Annotated in this window: 17 protein-coding genes and 1 pseudogene; 2 read left to right on the top strand and 16 right to left on the bottom strand. The window is 64.1% G+C overall.

Features of this window, described 5'->3' with window-relative positions:
- Positions 1-222: 222 nt before the first annotated feature.
- The 5 genes and pseudogenes from lpxK to XBLMG947_RS17325 form a co-directional block, all read right to left on the bottom strand.
- Positions 223-1,260, bottom strand: coding sequence for a tetraacyldisaccharide 4'-kinase (lpxK, locus tag XBLMG947_RS17345; RefSeq protein ID WP_065469855.1), 1,038 nt, complete (start codon positions 1,258-1,260; stop codon positions 223-225).
- On the bottom strand, positions 1,257-3,026 hold the full coding sequence (msbA, locus tag XBLMG947_RS17340; protein WP_065469854.1) for a lipid A export permease/ATP-binding protein MsbA: 1,770 nt from the start codon (positions 3,024-3,026) through the stop codon (positions 1,257-1,259). Before msbA ends, lpxK begins: the two co-directional genes overlap by 4 nt.
- On the bottom strand, positions 3,023-3,487 hold the full coding sequence (locus XBLMG947_RS17335; RefSeq protein ID WP_065469853.1) for an ExbD/TolR family protein: 465 nt from the start codon (positions 3,485-3,487) through the stop codon (positions 3,023-3,025). The genes msbA and XBLMG947_RS17335 overlap by 4 nt, the downstream gene beginning before the upstream one ends.
- Positions 3,488-3,490: 3 nt before the next feature.
- The gene (locus XBLMG947_RS17330) at positions 3,491-4,153 is read right to left on the bottom strand and encodes a MotA/TolQ/ExbB proton channel family protein (protein ID WP_065469852.1); all 663 of its coding nucleotides are present in this window, start codon (positions 4,151-4,153) and stop codon (positions 3,491-3,493) included.
- Positions 4,044-6,590, bottom strand: a pseudogene (locus XBLMG947_RS17325) (DNA internalization-related competence protein ComEC/Rec2). The gene XBLMG947_RS17330 and the pseudogene XBLMG947_RS17325 overlap by 110 nt, the downstream one beginning before the upstream one ends.
- A 299-nt stretch (positions 6,591-6,889) precedes the next feature.
- On the opposite strand from XBLMG947_RS17325, the gene XBLMG947_RS17320 reads away from it, so the two are divergent.
- Positions 6,890-7,954 carry an SDR family oxidoreductase gene (locus XBLMG947_RS17320; RefSeq protein ID WP_065469850.1) on the top strand — a complete coding sequence of 355 codons (1,065 nt, stop codon included), beginning with the start codon at positions 6,890-6,892 and terminating at the stop codon, positions 7,952-7,954.
- Between the two features lie 355 nt (positions 7,955-8,309).
- On the opposite strand, the gene lolD is transcribed toward XBLMG947_RS17320, so the two are convergent.
- The 10 genes from lolD to XBLMG947_RS23795 all read right to left on the bottom strand — a co-directional run bounded on the left by lolD (position 8,310) and on the right by XBLMG947_RS23795 (position 14,927).
- Positions 8,310-9,065 (bottom strand): lipoprotein-releasing ABC transporter ATP-binding protein LolD, encoded by a 756-nt coding sequence (gene lolD / locus XBLMG947_RS17315; RefSeq protein WP_065469849.1) that lies wholly within the window; start codon positions 9,063-9,065, stop codon positions 8,310-8,312.
- Positions 9,058-10,299, bottom strand: a complete 1,242-nt coding sequence (locus XBLMG947_RS17310) for a lipoprotein-releasing ABC transporter permease subunit (RefSeq protein WP_065469848.1) — start codon at positions 10,297-10,299, stop codon at positions 9,058-9,060. The genes lolD and XBLMG947_RS17310 overlap by 8 nt, the downstream gene beginning before the upstream one ends.
- 23 nt (positions 10,300-10,322) lie before the next feature.
- The gene (locus XBLMG947_RS17305) at positions 10,323-10,775 is read right to left on the bottom strand and encodes a hypothetical protein (protein WP_065469847.1); all 453 of its coding nucleotides are present in this window, start codon (positions 10,773-10,775) and stop codon (positions 10,323-10,325) included.
- Positions 10,726-10,974 (bottom strand): FAD assembly factor SdhE, encoded by a 249-nt coding sequence (locus XBLMG947_RS17300; RefSeq protein ID WP_065469846.1) that lies wholly within the window; start codon positions 10,972-10,974, stop codon positions 10,726-10,728. Before XBLMG947_RS17300 ends, XBLMG947_RS17305 begins: the two co-directional genes overlap by 50 nt.
- 113 nt (positions 10,975-11,087) lie before the next feature.
- Positions 11,088-11,870 (bottom strand): succinate dehydrogenase iron-sulfur subunit, encoded by a 783-nt coding sequence (locus tag XBLMG947_RS17295; RefSeq protein ID WP_046964080.1) that lies wholly within the window; start codon positions 11,868-11,870, stop codon positions 11,088-11,090.
- A 16-nt stretch (positions 11,871-11,886) separates the two neighbouring features.
- A complete protein-coding gene (locus XBLMG947_RS17290; protein WP_065469871.1) occupies positions 11,887-12,090 on the bottom strand; it encodes a hypothetical protein in 204 nt (67 codons plus the stop codon).
- Positions 12,091-12,099: 9 nt separating this feature from the next.
- On the bottom strand, positions 12,100-13,890 hold the full coding sequence (gene sdhA / locus XBLMG947_RS17285; protein WP_065469845.1) for a succinate dehydrogenase flavoprotein subunit: 1,791 nt from the start codon (positions 13,888-13,890) through the stop codon (positions 12,100-12,102).
- A gap of 34 nt (positions 13,891-13,924) precedes the next feature.
- Positions 13,925-14,311, bottom strand: a complete 387-nt coding sequence (sdhD, locus tag XBLMG947_RS17280; RefSeq protein WP_065469844.1) for a succinate dehydrogenase, hydrophobic membrane anchor protein — start codon at positions 14,309-14,311, stop codon at positions 13,925-13,927.
- Entirely contained in the window at positions 14,308-14,700 is a 393-nt protein-coding gene (gene sdhC, locus XBLMG947_RS17275) for a succinate dehydrogenase, cytochrome b556 subunit (RefSeq protein ID WP_065469843.1), read from the bottom strand. Before sdhC ends, sdhD begins: the two co-directional genes overlap by 4 nt.
- 56 nt (positions 14,701-14,756) lie before the next feature.
- A complete protein-coding gene (locus XBLMG947_RS23795) occupies positions 14,757-14,927 on the bottom strand; it encodes a DUF1674 domain-containing protein (RefSeq protein WP_167352040.1) in 171 nt (56 codons plus the stop codon).
- Between the two features lie 39 nt (positions 14,928-14,966).
- Here XBLMG947_RS23795 and ygfZ point away from each other — a divergent pair, with 39 nt between their 5' ends.
- Complete coding sequence (gene ygfZ, locus XBLMG947_RS17270; RefSeq protein ID WP_065469842.1) at positions 14,967-15,839, top strand: CAF17-like 4Fe-4S cluster assembly/insertion protein YgfZ; 873 nt, start codon at positions 14,967-14,969, stop codon at positions 15,837-15,839.
- Here ygfZ and XBLMG947_RS17265 read toward each other — a convergent pair.
- Positions 15,836-16,924: an ABC transporter ATP-binding protein gene (locus XBLMG947_RS17265; protein ID WP_065469841.1), complete on the bottom strand. Its 1,089-nt coding sequence runs from the start codon at positions 16,922-16,924 to the stop codon at positions 15,836-15,838. The two genes, ygfZ and XBLMG947_RS17265, sit on opposite strands and share 4 nt — an antisense overlap.
- Between the last annotated feature and the right edge of the window lie 216 nt (positions 16,925-17,140).

Here is a 17,140-nt window from a genome sequence, read left to right as displayed (position 1 = left end):
GTGTGATTGAGCGACGTCGCGGTATTCAGTTGAAGCAGCGATGGGCTACATCGGCACCCAAACGCTGCTCCATGCATGCACTGTTCGCCAACATGCACACGAAAACCCGACTGGTCCTTGCCAGCACACCATCACGTGGGCGCCTACATCGACGTCTTTGCGGCATGTCCCAGGACGGTGAGCGGGAAAAGCCGTGCAAAACCAACCTTGCAGGCGCCGCAGTCACATGCCCTGCCGGCTTGCCAGCGTGTTCAATCGGTCCAGCAGGCTCACCCAGAACGCGGCCGGCAGCTCCGCCTTGAGCGGCACGCTATACAGCCACTCGTCGGCGAACGGACGACATTTCACTGCGTCCTTTTCGGTCATCAGAACCGGTAGGCGGCTTCCGAAGCTGAAATCTGCGGCGCGATAGACGTGATGATCCGGAAAGGCGTGCGGCACCACGCCGATGCCACGCGCGCGCAGCATGGCGAAGAAGCGTTCAGGATGCGCGATACCTGCCACGGCATGCACGCGCTGCCCGACAAGCATGCTCAAAGGCTGGGCACGCTTGCCATCCATCGGCTGCACGCTGTCGATGCTCAAGCGCATCTGCCATTCGCCAAAACCGGCATCGTCCGGGGCCTGCGGTGCTGCGGTCGCACTGGCCTGGCCGAGATTGACCACGCGGAAATCGCAATCGCGCGCGCGCGCGGCCGGCTCGCGCAACGGCCCGGCAGGTAACAGACGTCCATTACCGTAGCGGCGCTGGCCATCGATCACTTCGATTTCGACATCGCGTGCCAGGCGGTAATGCTGCAGGCCGTCATCGCAGACGACGATGTCGCAGCCAGCGTCGACCAGGGCGCGTGCAGCGGCAAGCCGGTCGCTATCGACGCGCACGCGCGCACCGGTTTTCCAGGCGATCAACACCGGCTCGTCGCCACCGAGTGCGACCGGCGTGTCCGCCTCGACCCACCGCGCGGTGCCGGAGTCATCGCGGCCGTAGCCACGGCTGGCCACCCCGGGTGTCCAGCCAGCTTCCTGCAGCCTGGAAACCAGCGCGATGGTCAGCGGTGTCTTGCCGGTGCCGCCGGCAGTGACATTGCCGACCACGATCACAGGGACCGGCACGCCGTGGCGCTTGCGCCAACCGCGGCGATACAGCGCCCGTCGCAATGCGATCGCAGCGCCATACACCGGCGCCAGGATGCGTGCCGGCAAGGGAATCGGCGTGTTGTCGTACCAGTAGCCCGGCGTGCGGGTGCCGCGCTTGCTCATGCCTGGCGTTCGCGGAACTGCATGCCGTGCAGGTGCGAATACAAGCCGCCCTGCGCCAGCAATTGGTGATGCGTACCGCGCTCCACGATCCGGCCCTGGTCCATCACCAGCACCTGATCGGCATGCTCGATGGTGGACAGGCGATGCGCGATCACCAGCGTGGTGCGGTCGGGCATCAGCTTGTGCAAGGCGTCCTGCACCAGCCGTTCGGATTCGTTGTCCAGCGCTGCGGTGGCTTCGTCCAGGATCAGGATCGGTGCGTCCTTGAGCATTGCCCGTGCGATCGCCAGGCGCTGGCGCTGGCCACCGGACAGGCGCCCACCCTTGGTGCCGACATGCGACTGCAAACCGTCGGGCAGTTGCGCGACAAATTCCATCGCATTGGCGCCCAGAATCGCGCGCTCCAGCTGGCCGGCATCGGCGTTGCGCATTTCGCCGAACGCCACGTTATCGGCGATGCTGCCGTCGAACAACATGACCTGCTGGCCGACCAGCGCAATCTGCCGGCGCAGATCCGCCAACGCATACGCCTGCACCGGGTGACCGTCGAGCAGGATTTGCCCGGCCTCGGCTTCGTAAAACCGTGGAATCAACTTGATCAGGCTGGATTTGCCGCTGCCGGAGCGCCCGACGATCGCGGTGACCGTGCCAGGCTGGGCGACGAAGCTGACATCGGCCAGGGCCGGGTTCCCCTGGCCCGGATAGCGCGCGGTCACGCCGCGAAATTCGATCAAGCCCTTGGCGCGAGCCAGCGGCACCGCGCCTTGATCCGGCTCGTCCGGGCTATCGAGCACCGAGAACAAGCGCTCCGCCGACGCCAGACCACGCTGCACCATGTTCTGCACGTTGGTGAGTTGCTTGAGGCCGGGGATGATTGTCAGCATCGAGGTCATCAGCACCACGAAATCGCCAGCGGTCAGGCGCCCGGCCAGTGCCTGTGCACCGGCCACGAACAGCAATGCCGACAGGCCGATCGCACCGATCATCTGCACGGTGGCGGTGGAAATGCCGCGCGTGGATTCGACCTTCATTGCCAGGCGCAAATTTCGGTCGGCCAGCGCACCGTAGCGTTCCATTTCGGTCTGCTGGGCTCCGTAGATCTTGACCTCCTGATGGCTGGACAAGGTCTGATCGGCCGCCTGCAACAAGTGCGCGCCACTCTCCTGGATGCTGTGGCTGATGCGCCGATAGCGCCGCGCCACCTTGTCCATCACCCAGGCCAGCACCGGGGCGAGCACCAGAATGGTCAATGTCACCTGCCAGCTATGCCATAGCATCAGCGCCAGCGCGCCGATCACCTGCAGCGATTGCTGGATCATCACCTTGACCGCATCCACCGCGGCCTGCGCGACCTGATCCGAATCCGAGCCCAGGCGGATCAGCATCGACGGCACCGGCTCCGAATCGAAACGCGACCCGGGCAGGCGCAGATACTTGGCCATTACCTTGACGCGCAGATCGCGCGCAATGCTGCGCGCGGATTTGCCCATCGCCATATCGGTGATGTAGCCGGCGACGCCACGCACCACGAACAGCAGGATGATCTGTACCGGCAGCCAGCGACTGACTTCGGCGTTCTTGTAGATGAAGGTCTCATCGGTGATCGGCTTCATCAACGCCAGAAAGCCGGTGGTACCGGCCGCTTCGATCAATGCCGCGATCAGTGCGGCGACTAGCAGCAAACGATAGGGCTTGGCGAACGCCAACAGGCGACGGTACGTGTGCCAGGACGAGACTGGCGCCGGGCGGTCGGTGGAGATGGTCACTGGCGGGTTCCGTTGCTGCTTGGCTTGCCGGTCGTGCTCGCGGTGCCGGCCGGGGGCGCGGTGGCGATGGCGATACGCCGAAAGCCCAGCTGGCCCAACGCATCTTGCGCAGTGACCACGGCCTGATACGGGGTCCGCGCATCGGCGCGCATCAGCACCGTCTGTTCGCGATCTTCGCCGGCAATCTGGGCGATGGTCTGCTTGAGCGAATCCACGTCCGAGCGCAGCACTTCCTGGTCGTTGATGAAATAACGGCCATCGGCGTTGACCAGCACGCTCAATGAACGCGGCGGTGCGCTGGCGGGTTGGTCGCTGGCGGTCGGCAACTGCAATTGCAGCGTAGAGCGTGCGTCGAAGGTCGTGGTCACCACGAAAAAGATGATGAGGACGAGGATGACGTCAATCAATGGCACCAGGTCGATATGCGGCTCATCCTGGCTTCGGTCCCTGCCGATGCGCATCCCTCAACCCTTTACCGTGACGGGCGTGGCGCCTGCGGCAGCCGGCGCGACGGCTGCCGGCACCTGGCGGCCATCCATGGTGTCCAGCAACAAGGTGGCTTCCTGTTCCATCTCGATGACGTAACCGGCGATGCGCCCCTTGAAGAAGCGATGCGCCATCAAGGCCGGCACGGCGATGATCATGCCGGTGGCGGTGCACACCAACGCCTTGCCGATGCCGCCGGCGAGCTGATTCACATCGCCCACGCCATGATCCAGAATGCCCAAAAACATCTGGATCATGCCGACCACAGTGCCGAGCAGACCCAACAACGGCCCGGCCGATGCGATCGTGCCCAACGCGTTCAGATAACGCTCCATTCGATGCACGATATGCCGGCCGGTGTCTTCGAGACGTTCGCGGATCAATTCACGTGGGCGGCCACGCACGTCCAGCGCGGCGGCCAGCAAGGCGCCCAACGGCGAATTGCGGCGCAACGACTCGATATGGGTGGGATCCAGCTTGCCGCGCGCGGCCCAATTACGGACTTCTTCGCCAAGACCTGGCGGCGTCACTTCATTGCGGCGCAAGCTCCACAAACGCTCCAGCATGATCGCCACGGCCACCACGCCCAGCAACAGCAACGGCACCATCGGCCAACCGCCTGCCTCGACCAGCTCCAACACGATTCGATTCCTCCGGCAACGCGGCCGCCTATTCGCTGGCCGATAGGATAGCAGCCGACCGTCGCCGTTCCGCAGCATCCCATAGCCGTGGCTGCCAGCGCCGTCGCTCACGTAGCCGCAGGCCATCAGCGCCCAGCCAGACCCTGATCGCGCCGGCCTGCGCAGTGTCCAGCACTTCCGCCCCGCCCGCCTGCCAGCGCTGCACCACCTCGGCGCGCGGATGCCCGAATCGGTTGCCGTAGCCGGACGACACCAGCGCCAGGCGTGCGCCGGTCGCCGCGATGAAGCCGGGATGCGAGCCATCGGCGCTGCCATGGTGCGGGACGATCACCAGATCGGCACGCACGTCCGCGGCGTGTCCGCGGAGCAGGCGGCGTTCGACGAGCTCGCCGATGTCACCCGGCAACAGCGCGCTCGCATGTTGCGTTTCGACCCGCAGCACGCAGCTGGATTGATTGCGCAGATACGGAAAGCCGTCGCTGGGATGCAGGAAGCGGAAGCGCACACCGTCCCACTCCCACTGCTGCCCGGCGCGGCAGCGTGTGTTGACGTCCAGCGGCGCATCCGGTGGTGCAGCGGTGAATGCGACCGGCAGCCCCGCGCGCACCGCGGTATAGCCACCGGCATGATCGGCGTCGGCATGGCTGAGTACGATGGCGTCCAGTCGGCGCACGCCGAGCGCACGCAACGCCGGCAGCACCACGCGCTCGCCGGCGTCGAAGCCATCGCGCACCGCGGGGCCGGTATCGAACAACAGCACATGCCGGTACGTGCGCACCAGCACCGCCAAGCCCTGTCCCACATCCAAGACCTGCACGTCAGCCTCACCCGCGGCAGGCAGCTCGCGGTCCGGCCAGAGCAGCGGCAACCACAGCAGCGCCGCCAACCATTTACCCGGCGTGCCGCGCGGCAGCAACAGCCAGAACGCACCGAGCAAGGCCGCGATCAGCGCAACCGCGTCGGACTCGGGCACCCACCACAATGCCACCGTGGTCTGCCCGAGCCAGACGAACACCGGCCAGGTCAGCTCAAAGCACCAGCCCGCAAGTTGCCATGCCCATACGCCGGCGCCTGGGCAGATCGATTCGAGTGCGGTCCCCAACAGGCACAGCGGCACCACCACGCAGGTCCACCACGGAATGGCGACCAGATTGGCGAACGGCCCCACCAGTGATGCCTGCCCGAACAGACTGACCGTCAAGGGCAGCAGGCCGACGGTGGCCACGGTCTGCGCAGACAGGAAGCCGCGCACGATGGCGCGATCGTCCGACGGCAGGCACCACACCAGCCACGCCACGCCGGCGAAGCTGAGCCAGAAGCCAGCGACCAGCACGCTGAGCGGATCCCACAGCAGGACCGCCAACAAGGCGAGCGCGAGGATGTGCGCGGTTGAGGCGCGTCGCCGCAATACTCTGACCAGGGCGACCACGGCAATCATCAACACGGTGCGTACCGTCGGCAGCGCCAGGCCTGCCAATACCGCGTAGGCGGCAGCGCCAAGTAAGGCAGCAATGGATGCCGCGTGCAGACGCGGCATCACTGTGCCAAGTCGCGGCTGCCAACGCCACACGCCGGCGACCAATAATGCGAAGAACGCCGCAACCAGCCCGACGTGAAATCCCGAGATGGCGATCAAATGACTAAGTCCGGTCGCACGCAATGTGGCCCATGCCGCATCGTCGAGCCCGCGCGTATCACCCAGTGCGAGCGCACGCAGGTACGGCGCAGACGGGCCGCTGATGCGCTCGGCGATGCGTTGCGACATTCCTTCACGCCAGGCATCGACGCCTTGCGGTGGTGCAGTCTGGCGTGCGGCGTCAGGCACGCGCACATAGCCGGTTGCGGCGATGCGTTGCGCCAGCGCCTGACGCTCCGCATCGAAGCCACCGGGATTGCGCAAACCGCGTGGCGCGCGCAGCTTGAGCCGCAGCTGCCAGCTTGAACCAGCCTGCAGCGCTGCGCGTGGACCGATGCGCTCGGCGCCGGAATCGTCGTACCAGGCCAGTTGTAGGGGCTTGCCACGCAGTGCTGTGGGCTGCACCGGAGCTTCGTCGACGCGCAACTGAAAGCGGGTACGGCGTTGCTCGGCGATCGGTAACCCGACAATCCGACCGCGCACTGTCACTTCGCGCACCTCGTCCTGCGGCAGTAGTTGCGCTTGCAGGGCGCCGACCACCTGCCATCCCATCATGCCGAATCCGAGCAATGCGGCGGCCAGCAAGACCAGCGCTGCGCTCCAGCGTGGACGCCGCCACAGCGTTATGCCGATGCCTAGCAGCGCCACGCAGACGCAGCTCGCATACAACAGTCGCGGCAGCAGTGCCGGCGACCAGGCGCATGCCGCTACGCCAAGCAACAATGCCGCAGCTATGGCAACGGCCGATACCATCTGCGGTGGGGCTCGCTGCGCTGCCACCTCCATGCTGCCGCTCGCCATCCTGGCCCCTATTACTCGACGCCTTCAGCTTAGGTCGCAACGCGTTCCACACACAGCGGAGGTCTGCCTGAGCACGGGTAGGAAGACCGCTATCCCTGCGGTCGCTGATTGCGACCACACAACAACCGCGTCGCAGCACGCAGTAATCACTCAACGCGATGCATAGAACAGTGCGTGGATGGAGTGCGTGTCCCGCGGCAAATCGACCTATCTGCGATGTTAGTACCCCTTCGCTCGCATTCGCTTCGATTTCATGGTGTCGCCGCTATGGTCACCGTTGTTTTCCAGGAGCCTCCCCCATGCGTAAAGGCATTGCATTGATCGTCGGTGTGACCGGCATTTCCGGTTACAACCTTGCCAACGTGCTACTTGCCGACGGCTGGACCGTGTACGGCCTCGCACGTCGACCACTGCCCCACGACGGCGTCATCCCGGTCGCGGCAGATCTACTTGACGCCGAAAGTACCAGTAATGCACTGAGGGGTTTGCCGATCACGCATGTGTTCTTCTGCACCTGGACGCGTCGCGATACCGAACGCGAGAACGTCGAGGCCAACGGCGCAATGATGCGGCACCTGTGCGATGCGCTCAGCGATGCACCGCTGCAGCACATGGCATTGGTCACGGGAACAAAGCACTATCTGGGCGCGTTCGAAAATTACGGAAGCGGCAAGGCAGAGACGCCGTTTCGCGAGAGTGAGCCACGCCAGCCCGGCGAAAACTTCTACTACACGCTGGAAGACCTGCTGTTCGCCCATGCGCAGCAGCATGGTTTCGGCTGGAGCGTACATCGCTCGCACACCATGATCGGCATGGCCAACGGCAGCAATGCCATGAACATGGGCGTGACGCTGGCCGTCTACGCCTCGCTGTGCAAACACACCGGGCAGCCTTTCGTGTTTCCGGGCTCGCAGGCGCAGTGGAACAGCCTCACCGACCTCACCGATGCCGGCCTGCTTGGCCGCCAACTGGCGTGGGCCGGCCTGAGCCCTGCGGCGCGCAATCAAGCGTTCAATACCGTCAACGGCGATGTGTTCCGCTGGCGCTGGATGTGGGGGGAGATTGCGAAGTTCTTCCAGCTCGATGCCGTCCCCTGCCCCGACACGCCGCAGCCATTGGAAGCGCGCTTGACCGAGACCGCACCGGCGTTGTGGGCCGAGCTGGCCGCGCAGCACAATCTGGTCGAGTCGGACGTCAACCGTCTGGCCTCGTGGTGGCACACCGACGCCGACCTTGGGCGTGAGATCGAATGCGTCAACGACATGACCAAGAGCCGCGAGTTGGGCTTCTTGGACTTCTACGACAGCCGCGCCTCGTTCTTCGAGTTGTTCACCCGCTTGCGGGCACGACGCATCATTCCCTGATCGATGCCACGGCATCGCTGCAGGTCGCAATGGCCTGCAGCGATGTGGATGAACATGGAATCCAGGGCTTTATGTCAGCTCATAAACCCGCAGAGTTCACCACCAGGTGGGCGCGGCCTCTCGGTGCGACATGTACCACCGTGCACACCGGGTCAGAGCGCGCGACGTCAACACCCACCTGAAAACTGCTCTCCACGCGTTGTTAGCTGCTCTTGGAGCTACGCTCTGGGAATTGCATCAAGCGAGCGACGCAGCAAACGACCACGCTGCGGATCCGGCACGCAACGACCTGTCGCGATAGATACGTCCGCTGTATTGCGCGACGCGGCCGGCAACCCGATCGCGTCGCCGGCACTCACACTGCTGAAGGCGCCAATTCGCGCAACTTGCCCTGATGCAGTTCGAGCACACGGTCCAGGCGGCGCGCAAGGCTACGGTCGTGCGTGACCAGCACCAGGCTGGTGCGCTGTGCGCGGTTGAGTTCCAGCATTAGCTCGAAGACAGTGCCCGCGGTCTTGTCGTCGAGATTGCCGGTGGGCTCGTCGCCCAGCACGCAGCCCGGCTTGTTGACCAACGCACGGGCCACCGCACAGCGCTGACGCTCGCCGCCGGACAGTTCGCTGGGCTTGTGTTCGATACGATGCCCAAGGCCGACCGATTCCAGTAGCTGCAATGCCTGCGCTCTGGCAAACGACACGTCCTTGCCGGACAACAACACAGGCATCATCACGTTCTCGAGCGCGGTGAACTCCGGCAGCAGGTGATGAAACTGATAGACGAAGCCGAGCGCCTGGTTGCGCAACTTGCCGCGCTGCCCATCCGAAAGCGCCGACATCCGCTCACCGGCCACATACACCTCGCCCGCAGTCGGAACATCCAGGCCGCCCAGCAGATGCAACAACGTGCTTTTGCCAGCGCCGGATGCGCCGACGATCGCCACGGTTTCGCCGGTCGCCACCGACAGGTCGAGACCATCGAACACCGGTGTGCGCATCTTGCCTTCGGCGTAGGTCTTGCCCAGACCCTCGGCCCGAATCACTGCCTCTGCTTGGTTTGGCTTCTGCACAACCGATTCCCGATTCCCGTTTCCCGATTCCTTGATCTCATTCATAACGCAGCGCCTCCGCCGGCTGGGTACGCGAAGCGCGCCACGCCGGGTACAGGGTCGCCAGGAAACTCATCACCAACGCCACCACGGTGATCACCACCACGTCCTGGGTCTGCATGTCGGTCGGCAGGCCGGTGATGTAGTACACGTCTTCGGGCAACAACTTGACGCTGAAAATCGCTTCGATCACGCCGAGGATGCGCTCCAGGTTGAGCGTCAGCACGATGCCGCCGATCACCCCCATGATCGTGCCCATGAAACCGATCAACGAGCCCTGCACCATGAACACCTGCATCACTCCGCCAGGCGACAAGCCCAGCGTGCGCAGGATGGCGATGTCGGCCTGCTTGTCGGTGACCAGCATCACCTGCGAGGACACCAGATTAAACGCGCCCATCGCCACGATCAGCGACAGCAGGATGCCCATCACGGTCTTTTCCATCTTCAACGAGTGATAGAGATTGGCGTTTTCCTGGGTCCAGTCGCTGACCCGATACGGGCCATGCAACTTCACCGCAAGATCGCGCGCTACCGGCCAGGCCTGATCCATGTCGTGCAGGCGCAGGCGCACGCCGGTGACGCCATCCATGCGCAAGATCCGCCCAAGATCCTGCATATTGACCACGGCAAGCCCACGGTCGATTTCGTTGTAACCGGCCTCAAAAATCCCACTGACGGTGAAGCGCTTGAGCCGTGGCATCGCGCCCAACGGCGTGGCCTGGGTATCGCTGAGCAATACGACGACGCTGTCGCCTACATCCACGCCCAGCCAGAGCGCCAGCTCCTTGCCGATGACGATGTTGTAGGAGCCGGGCGTCAGGCTGTCGACCGAGCCCTGCTGCATCTTTTTGGCCAGTACCGACACCTTGTTCTCTTCGGCCGGAACGATGCCACGCACGATGGCCGGCTGCTTGCGCGGGCCCTGCAGCAGCGATTCGGTTTCGATATACGGTGCGGCGCCGGCAACACGCGGGTCGGCCATGGCGACCTCGACCGCATGCTGCCAGTCGCGCATCGGCGCACCTTCGGCGCTGACGGTGGCGTGTGCGGCCATCTGCAACAGACGGTCGCGAATTTCCTTCTGAAAACCGCTCATGACCGCCAGCGTGGTGATCAGCACGGTGACGCCCAGGGCGATGCCCAGGATCGATGCCATCGAGATAAACGAGATGAAGCCATTGCGCCGCTTGGCACGCAGGTAGCGTAAGCCGATGGCAACCGGGATAGGTTTGAACATGCGGTTCAACCAGGAAAGGGACGCTATGGTGCCACTTGCGGACGCCCGGACGAAATCGCGTGTGCCTGAGCGGCCAGACGCAGTTCACGTCGTTGCGCTGCAGGCAGGGTATCCGGCCAGAAATGCAGGCGTTCGCGACGCGCATCCAGCCCCGTCCATGACACCACCGCAATCGGCCCGCGCCAGGCAACCTGAAGGTTTTGCACCTGGGCGCCGTCAATGCTGGCGGGGCTCTCGCCCCAGGGCACAAGCAGTTGCCGCGGTGGCGAACGCAACAACAGCCAGAGCACTCTTCCGACCGAGGCCGGCACAACGACGGACAGCATCACAGCCAACCAAGCCGGTACGCCGCTGCGCCAGATGGCGCACAGTGCCAGCACCGCGAGAAGGCTCAGTGCGCAAACAAGTCCGCGCGAAGGCCGCCACTCAAGCCGGCAAGGCGCGGATATCGGCGATGAGTGCAGCGTTGGCGACATCCGGGCAAGCCTCGTAACCCATGAACCAGCGCCACAACTTATCGTCTTCGCAATCCAGCAGCTGTAGGAAAACCGCGCGCTCGGCCTCGGAAGCGTGCGTCCAGCGTTGGTCCAGGTAGCGCCCGAACAGCTGATCCAGTTCGCGCATGCCGCGCCGGCAACGCCAGCGCAGCTTTTTCAACAAGGTTTCTTCGTCCATCCCTCTCTCCACCCCGCCCTGCGGCGGGAGCGAAAACGACAGCGGCACCTGACCATCGGGCCGGTGCCGCTGCGAACAACATCCCGCCAATGCGAAACCTCGGTGCCTTGCGATCAGGCGCGACGCGCCATCATCAACTTCTTGATCTCGGCGATCGCCAGCGCCGGATTCAGGCCCTTCGGGCAGGTCCGTGCGCAGTTCATGATGGTGTGGCAGCGATACAGCTTGAACGGGTCTTCCAGATCGTCCAGGCGCGCGCCGGTGTCCTCATCGCGCGAGTCGATGATCCAGCGGTAGGCCTGCAGCAGGATGGCCGGACCCAGATAACGCTCGCCATTCCACCAGTAGCTCGGGCAGCTGGTCGAGCAGCACGCGCACAGGATGCATTCGTACAACCCATCGAGCTTGCGGCGGTCTTCCGGCGACTGCAGGCGTTCGCGATCCGGCGGCGGCGGCGTCTGGGTGCGGATCCACGGCTTGATCGACGCGTACTGCGCATAGAAGTGGGTCAGATCGGGGACCAGATCCTTGATCACATCCATATGCGGCAACGGATAGATCGGGACCTCGGCCTTTCCGCAGGCATCGATGGCCTTGGTGCAGGCCAGCGTGTTGGTGCCGTCGATGTTCATCGCGCACGAGCCGCAGATGCCCTCGCGGCACGAACGGCGGAACGCCAACGTCGGGTCGATCTCGTTCTTGATCTTGATCAGCGCGTCCAACACCATCGGGCCGCACTTGTCGAGATCGATCTCGTAGCTGTCGGTGCGCGGGTTGGCGTCGCCATCCGGATCCCAGCGGTAGACCTTGAAGGTACGCGTGTTCTTGGCGCCCTGCGCAGGGTAATGCTTACCCTTGCCGATCTTTGAATTCTTGGGGAGGGTGAACTCTGCCATAGCTGCTCTCGTTGGCTCAGGCGATGCGCGGTGCGAACGACAGCCGCACCGTGCGCATGAAGGTAAAGACGATGGATCCCGCCACCGAAGCGGCGGTACAGCAACCAGCGTGGTGCCGGCGCTGCCCCTGCGAGATGAAACGCCCGAACCGCTGCAAGCGATTGCCGCCACGCCGGGGCAACCCGGCGACTGGCTTCAATGCAGCGAGGGAGCGTTGCATGCGCATCGATCAGTACACGCGCGGCTTCGGCGGGACGACGTCCACGTCCTTGCTCAGCGTGTACATATGCACCGGACGATATTCGAACGCGCACTTGCCCTTGTCGTCGACGGTGACCAGCGTGTGCTTCTGCCAGTTGACGTCGTCGCGGTCCGGGAAGTCTTCGTGCGAATGCGCGCCACGGCTTTCCTTGCGCTGCTCGGCCGAATTGATCGTCGCCACCGCGTTGAGCAGCAGGTTGTTCAACTCGTAGGTCTCGATCAGATCCGAGTTCCAGACCAGCGAGCGGTCGGACACCTTGACGTCTTCGAAGGTGGCGAAGATCTCGGCCATCTTGTCCACGCCTTCCTTGAGCGTCTTGCTGGTGCGGAACACCGCAGCGTCGGACTGCATGGTGCGCTGCATGTTGTCGCGGATCACCGAGGTCGGCGTGGAGCCGTTGGCGTAGCGCAACTTGTCCAGCAGACCGAGCGCCTTGTCGCAGGCATCGGACGGCAACGTCTTGTGCGGCTGGTTGGGCTTGACCGTCTCGGCGCAGCGGTTTGCCACCGCACGGCCGAACACCACCAGGTCCAGCAACGAGTTGGAACCCAGACGGTTGGCACCGTGCACGGACACGCAGGCGGCTTCGCCGATTGCATACAGACCGGGCACCACCGCATCCGGATCGTCGCCCTGCTTGCGCACGACTTCGCCGTAGAAGTTGGTCGGAATGCCGCCCATGTTGTAGTGCACGGTCGGCAGCACCGGGATCGGCTGCTTGGACACGTCCACACCGGCAAAGATGTGGGCGCTTTCGGCGATACCGGGGAGCTTTTCGTTGATGACTTCCGGGCCGAGGTGGGTCAGGTCGAGCAGGATGTGATCCTTGTGCTCGCCGACGCCGCGGCCTTCGCGGATTTCCACGGTCATCGAACGCGAGACCACGTCGCGCGAGGCCAGATCCTTGTAATGCGGTGCGTAGCGCTCCATGAAACGCTCGCCGTTGCTGTTGCGCAGAATGCCGCCTTCGCCGCGCACGCCTTCGGTGATCAGGCAGCCCGCACCGTAGATACCGGTGGGATGGAACTGCACGAACTCCATGTCCTGCACTGGCAGGCCGGCACGCATCACCAGGCCGCCGCCGTCACCGGTACAGGTGTGCGCGGAGGTGGCGCTAAAGTAAGCACGGCCGTAACCGCCGGTGGCCAGCACCACGCCGTGGGCGCGGAACAGATGCAACGAGCCTTCGGCCATGTCCAGCGCAAGCACGCCACGGCAGACACCTTCTTCGTCGAAGATCAGGTCGAGCGCGAAGTACTCGATCATGAAGCGCGCGTTATGCGCCAGCGACTGCTGATACAGCGTATGCAGCATGGCGTGGCCGGTACGGTCGGCTGCCGCGCAGGTGCGCTGCGCCGACGGGCCTTCGCCGTACTTGGTGGTCATGCCACCGAAGGGGCGCTGGTAGATCTTGCCCTCTTCGGTACGCGAGAACGGCACGCCGTAATGTTCCAGCTCGATGATGGCCGGAATCGCTTCGCGACACATGTACTCGATCGCGTCCTGGTCGCCCAGCCAATCCGAGCCCTTGATGGTGTCGTAGAAGTGGTAGCGCCAATCGTCTTCGCCCATGTTGCCGAGCGCGGCGGAAATACCGCCCTGCGCCGCCACGGTGTGCGAGCGGGTCGGGAAGACCTTTGTCAGGCAAACCGTCTGCAGGCCTTTCTGGGCCAAGCCGAACGTGGCACGCAGGCCGGCGCCGCCGGCACCCACCACGACCATGTCGTACTTGTGTTCAGTGATCTTGTAAGCGGACATCTAATCTGGATTCCTGTTCTGTGTGCCCGATGACTCAGGCACCGCCCAGCGCGATGCGCGCCACTGCGAAAATGCTGACGATCGCGCCAAGCACGGCGATGAACTTCACCGACGTCTGCAACACCAGCGCCAGCAACGAGTTGTGGATGTAGTCCTCGAGCACGACCTGCAGGCCAAGCTGCGCATGCCAGAACATCGCCACCAGGAAACCGACCAGCAACACGGCATTCCACGGCTTGGACACCGCAGTAACCGCAGCGGTGTAGTCGGAACCGAGCAGGCTCAGCACGAACGCCACGAACCAGATCGCCAGCACGGCCAACGCTGCCGCGGTCAGACGCTGCATTACGAAATGTTCGGTCCCGGTCTTGGCCGCGCCCAGACCACGCACATTTTTCAACGGGGTGCGATAGCGGCTCATGCGGAAGCTCCAGTCAGGACATACACCCAGATCGCAGCGGTCAGCACCAGGCTGGCAATCACCGATGTCCAGCTGCTGCGGATAAAGGCCGGAATGCTGAAACCGCGGCCGAAGTCCTGGACGATGTGGCGGATGCCATTGGACAGGTGATAGGTAAAGGCCCATGACCAAGCAAACAGGAACAGCTGGCCGTACCAGGCGCCCAGATGCTGGGTGAGGCACGACCAGTGATCCGGCCCGAGCATCAGCAACAGCAGCGAGACGGCGATGACCAGCGCGCCTCCGGAAAGAATGACGCCGGTGGCTCGATGCAAGATCGAGGTCGCCATCTGAATCTGCCAGCGGTAGACCTGCAGATGTGGAGAAGTGGGACGTTCGCGGATCGCCATTCGCTGGGCTCGTTTTCTCGGCTGGGCGGCACTAGGCCGCTGTGGCTAAAGGCTGCTCAAAAATCGATGCAGCGTCCATTTTTTTCCCAGTCGCCGTAGCGCGTTGGCTCAGGGCCGTCGCGCCCACCAATCTCCTTCGGCAGTGGCTTTTTCTCGGGAATCTGTTCCTGAGAAAAAGGCTGCGTCTCGGAATCCTGCGCTGGGGTGGGGGTTGGATGGCCTATCATAGTGCTCTCACAACTTGGCGATTTTAGTCCTCCCCTTCCGTGGCTGACAACCTGAATCTTATTCCGCAGGGTTTTGGCTCCCTGCACGACATGCAATACGTCCGATTGGTCGGCGCGGATGCAGTGCCGTTCGCGCATGCCCAATTTGCCAATGACGTCCAGGCGCTGGCGATTGGGCAGTGGCAGTGGAATGCGTGGCTGACGGCGAAGGGGCGCGTGATTGCCATCTTCGCACTCCTGCGTGAGGACGACGCGCACTTGCTGATGGTGTTACCCGACGGCAACGCGGCAGAGATCGCCGCGCAACTCGGCCGCTTCGTGTTCCGCCGCAAGCTGAAAATCAACACTACCGCGCTATGTGCCTACGGTGGCCTTGTCGCGCCGGAGCACGCGCACGCCGCGCATGCCGATATCAGAACGCAGCGTATCGAGCTGGATCTGGGCAGCGCCGCGTTGCCGCGAACGCTGCTGTTGTACGCCGAGGATGCATTGGCACAGCCTATCGAACTGTCGAGTGCGCAGGCGCAATGGCGGCGTTCGGACCTCCAGTTGGGGCTCGCCCGCCTGGTCGAGGGCCAGCGCGAACAGTGGACCCCACAGCAGTTGGCACTCGACCGCCTGCAGGCGTACAGCGTCAAAAAAGGCTGCTACCCAGGCCAGGAGATCGTGGCGCGCACGCACTTCCTGGGCAAGGCCAAGCGCGCTTTGCAGTTGCTGGAAACCGATGCTGCGGTCGATGCAGGCGATGCCGTCGCAATCGACGGCACCACGATCGGGACGGTGGTGAGCGTGGCGGGCGAGCTTGCGCTGGCGGTGCTGCCGTTGGAGCTGACGCTGGACGCCGACACCGCTTTGCAAGCCGGCACGCAAGGCGCACGTCCGCTCGCAATCGTGCCGGGGCTGGAACGTTAGGCTGCGTCCAATCGCTGCCCAGTGGCCGGGTCGAAGAAGTGCAAGGAGCCGCTGCGCAGCGCCAGACGCAGTGACTGGCCCACCGCCGGGAGGCCTTGGGGCGGGACGCGGATCACCAGCGGCTGACCGCCACGATCGAGATTGAGGAAGATCTCGTTGCCGACCGGTTCGATCACATCGACCCGCGCATCGAACCCCAGCACCGCATCGTCGGAGGGCTGCAGGTGTTCCGGGCGCACGCCGACGATCACGTCCTGGCCGAACCAACTCGCATCCACTCGCGCCGCGCCCAGCGGCACACGCCAGCCATCGGCCATGAGCAGGTGCAGGCCGTCCTGGGCGTCCAGGCGGCCCTGCAATACGTTCATCGCCGGGCTGCCCAAGAAGCCGGCCACGAAGAGGTTGGCCGGGCGGTCATACAGCGCCATCGGGCTGTCGATCTGCTGGATCACGCCATCTTTGAGGACCACGATGCGCTGGCCGAGCGTCATCGCTTCCACCTGGTCATGGGTCACGTAGATCATGGTGGTGCCGAGCTTGCGATGCAGCTGGGCGATCTCGGTGCGCACGCTATGGCGCAGCTTGGCATCCAGGTTGGACAGCGGCTCGTCGAGCAAGAACACCGACGATTCGCGCACCATCGCCCGACCCAATGCCACACGCTGGCGCTGGCCGCCGGACATCGCCTTGGGCAGCTTGTCCAGCATCGGGGTCAGGCCGAGCAACTCGGCGGCGTTGTTGACGCGCTCGGCAATGACCTGCTTCGGATGGCCGCGCAGCTTGAGCCCGAACGCCAAATTCTCGGCCACGGTCATGTGCGGGTAGAGCGCATAGCTCTGGAACACCATGGCGATGTCCCGGTCCTTCGGCGCCACGTCGTTGACCACGCGCTCACCGATCTTGAGCGTGCCCGCGCTGATGTCCTCGAGCCCGGCGATCATGCGGAGCAAGGTCGATTTACCGCAGCCGGACGGCCCCACCAGCACCATCAACTCGCCGTCAGCCACCTCGAAACTCGCGCCCTGCACTGCCACCTGGCCGTTTTCGTAGACCTTGCGGACACCTTCCAACTGCACTTTCGCCATCGTTCGGCCTCAACGTAAGTTGTGCGCCCTGCCCTCGGCCCTCCCGATGGCGGTGACGCCGCATGCATTTGCGAGGAACTACCTGCAAACGAATGCATTGGTTTATTCTGACATGTAATCGTTTTCACATGGCAACATCGATCTCTGGAGGACCATGCCGCCACGCAAGTTCCAGTGCCTTCCCTGCGGTGCAGCTCGCCGCACACGAGCAGGCCA

Source organism: Xanthomonas bromi, from assembly GCF_900092025.1.
Taxonomy (GTDB): Bacteria; Pseudomonadota; Gammaproteobacteria; order Xanthomonadales; family Xanthomonadaceae; genus Xanthomonas; species Xanthomonas bromi.
The sequence above is the reverse complement of the archived record's forward strand: the minus strand, read 5'-3'. Positions and strand labels throughout refer to the sequence as shown.

What these genes read in the sequence shown, in the direction of transcription:
- XBLMG947_RS17320 (WP_065469850.1), top strand. Translation starts at nt 6,890, where the DNA reads ATGCGTAAAGGCATTGCATTGATCGTCGGTGTGACCGGCATTTCCGGT.
- XBLMG947_RS17300 (WP_065469846.1), bottom strand. Translation starts at nt 10,974, where the DNA reads ATGGACGAAGAAACCTTGTTGAAAAAGCTGCGCTGGCGTTGCCGGCGC.
- lpxK (WP_065469855.1), bottom strand. Translation starts at nt 1,260, where the DNA reads ATGAGCAAGCGCGGCACCCGCACGCCGGGCTACTGGTACGACAACACG.
- XBLMG947_RS17295 (WP_046964080.1), bottom strand. Translation starts at nt 11,870, where the DNA reads ATGGCAGAGTTCACCCTCCCCAAGAATTCAAAGATCGGCAAGGGTAAG.
- lolD (WP_065469849.1), bottom strand. Translation starts at nt 9,065, where the DNA reads ATGAATGAGATCAAGGAATCGGGAAACGGGAATCGGGAATCGGTTGTG.
- XBLMG947_RS23795 (WP_167352040.1), bottom strand. Translation starts at nt 14,927, where the DNA reads ATGATAGGCCATCCAACCCCCACCCCAGCGCAGGATTCCGAGACGCAG.
- XBLMG947_RS17305 (WP_065469847.1), bottom strand. Translation starts at nt 10,775, where the DNA reads ATGTCGCCAACGCTGCACTCATCGCCGATATCCGCGCCTTGCCGGCTT.
- XBLMG947_RS17290 (WP_065469871.1), bottom strand. Translation starts at nt 12,090, where the DNA reads ATGCAACGCTCCCTCGCTGCATTGAAGCCAGTCGCCGGGTTGCCCCGG.
- sdhD (WP_065469844.1), bottom strand. Translation starts at nt 14,311, where the DNA reads ATGAGCCGCTATCGCACCCCGTTGAAAAATGTGCGTGGTCTGGGCGCG.
- sdhA (WP_065469845.1), bottom strand. Translation starts at nt 13,890, where the DNA reads ATGTCCGCTTACAAGATCACTGAACACAAGTACGACATGGTCGTGGTG.
- XBLMG947_RS17310 (WP_065469848.1), bottom strand. Translation starts at nt 10,299, where the DNA reads ATGTTCAAACCTATCCCGGTTGCCATCGGCTTACGCTACCTGCGTGCC.
- XBLMG947_RS17265 (WP_065469841.1), bottom strand. Translation starts at nt 16,924, where the DNA reads ATGGCGAAAGTGCAGTTGGAAGGTGTCCGCAAGGTCTACGAAAACGGC.
- XBLMG947_RS17335 (WP_065469853.1), bottom strand. Translation starts at nt 3,487, where the DNA reads ATGCGCATCGGCAGGGACCGAAGCCAGGATGAGCCGCATATCGACCTG.
- sdhC (WP_065469843.1), bottom strand. Translation starts at nt 14,700, where the DNA reads ATGGCGATCCGCGAACGTCCCACTTCTCCACATCTGCAGGTCTACCGC.